Consider the following 2,232-nt stretch of genomic DNA (forward strand, 5'->3'; position numbering starts at 1 on the left):
TAGATCGCAATGACGACTGGCCAGGGCTGCCGCTTTTGGCCGAGAAATGCGAGGCGTCTATTTCGGATGCTATAAATCCGCGCGATATCGTTGCCTACTTTACGGCCCATGCCCCACAGACAGGCGGCGGAACCGTCCATTTGGCGCGCGCGTACCAATTGATCGGTGCAGATGGGGACGCACAGGCCCAAGCCGTGATTGCATGGCAAACGCTCATTCTGGATAGCGAGAGCGAAAGCCAATTGTTGATGCAGTTTCCCGCGCAACTGACCGCACACCATGCTGACCGCGCGCGGATGTTGTTGTGGCAAGGCAAGTTTAAAGATGCCGCTCGTCTCGTCCCCTATCTCCCTCAGGGCTGGAACGCGCTGATTGATGCAACGCAAAAGCTGGATGCGGACGCCAACGGTGTCGATGCGGCGATCGAGGCAGTTCCCCCCGCATTGTCCAAAGAGCCCATTTTAGCGTTTGAACGGTTTCAGTGGCGCGCACGCAAAGGGCGCTACGACGATGCGGTAACGCTTATGCTGCAACAATCGACATCGCGTGCGGCACTTGGCGATCCAATCACGTGGGGCGATAGACGTCGCTCTTTGGCGCGCCAAATGATGCGCGATGGCAAAGCACAAATTGCCTACTCTGCGGCCTCGCGCCATTTTCTGACCCCGAACGAAGATCACTATGCGGACCTCGAATGGCTCGCGGGCTATATCGCGCTGCGCTACCTTGATGAGCCGCTTATTGCGCTGGACCACTTCAACCGGTTCCGTGTGTCCGTAGCGACACCGATTTCATTGGGGCGTGCAGGGTATTGGGAAGGCCGTGCTTTGGAAGCCCTCGGGGCAAAGGATGATGCTCTTGCGGCGTATACATTTGGCGCGCAGTTTCAAACCTCCTTTTACGGCTTGCTATCGGCGGAACGTGCGAGTCTGCCACTTGATCCCGCGCTCACCGGAGAGGCGCGATTTGCCGATTACATGTCGGCATCATTCATGTCGTCCTCCGTGCTTCAGGCTGCATTGCTTCTCGAAGAGGTAGGTGATTTACCGCAAGCCGCTCGGTTCATGCGCCACTTAGGGGAAAGCCTGACACCACAAGAGTTGGGCCAACTCTCCGATCTGGCGCTAGATCACGATCCCTATCTTGCGGTTCTCGTCGCCAAATTTGCCGCGGATCAGGGCATTGTTTTGAACCGCGCTTATTATCCCCTGCATGACATGGCCAAAGCGGATTTACCTGTGAAGCCTGAACTTGCCCTGTCGATTGCGCGGCGCGAAAGCGAGTTTTACGCAAATGCGCGCTCCTATGTTGGCGCGCGTGGGTTGATGCAATTGATGCCACGCACGGGGGAGGCAATGGCGGCCAAACTGGGGGTCGAGGGCTTTGTCGAAAATGATTTGGCTGATCCCGTGCTCAACGCGCGGCTTGGCTCTGCGTATCTTGCGCAATTGATTGAGGAGTTTGGCAATAATCTCCCCCTTGTGGCGGTGGGGTATAATGCGGGTCCAACACGGGCGCGCGATTGGATCGAGCGCTACGGTGATCCGCGCGGCGGTAAGGTGGACGCCGTGGACTGGATCGAACACATCCCGTTTCGAGAAACCCGCAACTACGTGATGCGTGTGGCCGAAAGCGTTCCTGTGTATCACGCGCGCCTAACTGGCGACACGCGCACGATCACGCTGTCTACAGACCTCAAGGCGCAGTAGGCGCTCCGCTTCTGGCGCGGCGCGCGGCCAATTGGGCGCGCACGAGGGCAAAAATGCCCGCGCCCACCACGATGCTTGTGCCAATGGCCACGTTGAGGCGGATGATGTCTCCAAAGAAAACGACCCCAACGCCTGAGGCAAACGCCAATTGCAGGTAGGCAAAGGGTTGGATCGCGGAGGCTTCGGACAATTCGTAGGCGCGGATCAACAGGTAATGGCCAACAATCGCAGACGCGCACAGTGTTATCATCCACGTCCAATCGTTCAGGCTCATAGGCTCCCAAAACCACACGCCAATCAGCGTCATGACGGCCGCCCCCGAAATCCCCGTATAGAAAAAGGTCACCGCAGCGGTATCTTTACGCGAGACGTAGCGGTTGAGCAGGCCGTAAAGTGCAAACATCGCGGCGGAGGCCAACGGGAAAATGACGGCTGGCGAGAAAACGTCACCATCTGGCATGAGGATAATCATCACACCGAAAAAGCCGATCGCAACGGATAGCCAGCGCCGCCATCCAACCCG

Annotated in this window: 2 protein-coding genes; one reads left to right on the forward strand and one right to left on the reverse strand. The window is 57.8% G+C overall.

From position 1 onward, the window contains the following. Positions 1–1,709, forward strand: a 1,709-nt coding sequence (locus ACTG34_RS05805; protein ID WP_439104036.1) for a lytic transglycosylase domain-containing protein, incomplete at its 5' end; no start/stop codon positions are given. Here ACTG34_RS05805 and ACTG34_RS05810 read toward each other — a convergent pair. Beyond that, positions 1,696–2,232: DMT family transporter (locus ACTG34_RS05810; protein ID WP_439104037.1), on the reverse strand; the 537-nt coding region annotated here is incomplete at its 5' end. The genes ACTG34_RS05805 and ACTG34_RS05810 overlap by 14 nt on opposite strands.

Source organism: Celeribacter marinus, from assembly GCF_965656515.1.
Lineage (GTDB): Bacteria > Pseudomonadota > Alphaproteobacteria > Rhodobacterales > Rhodobacteraceae > Celeribacter > Celeribacter marinus_D.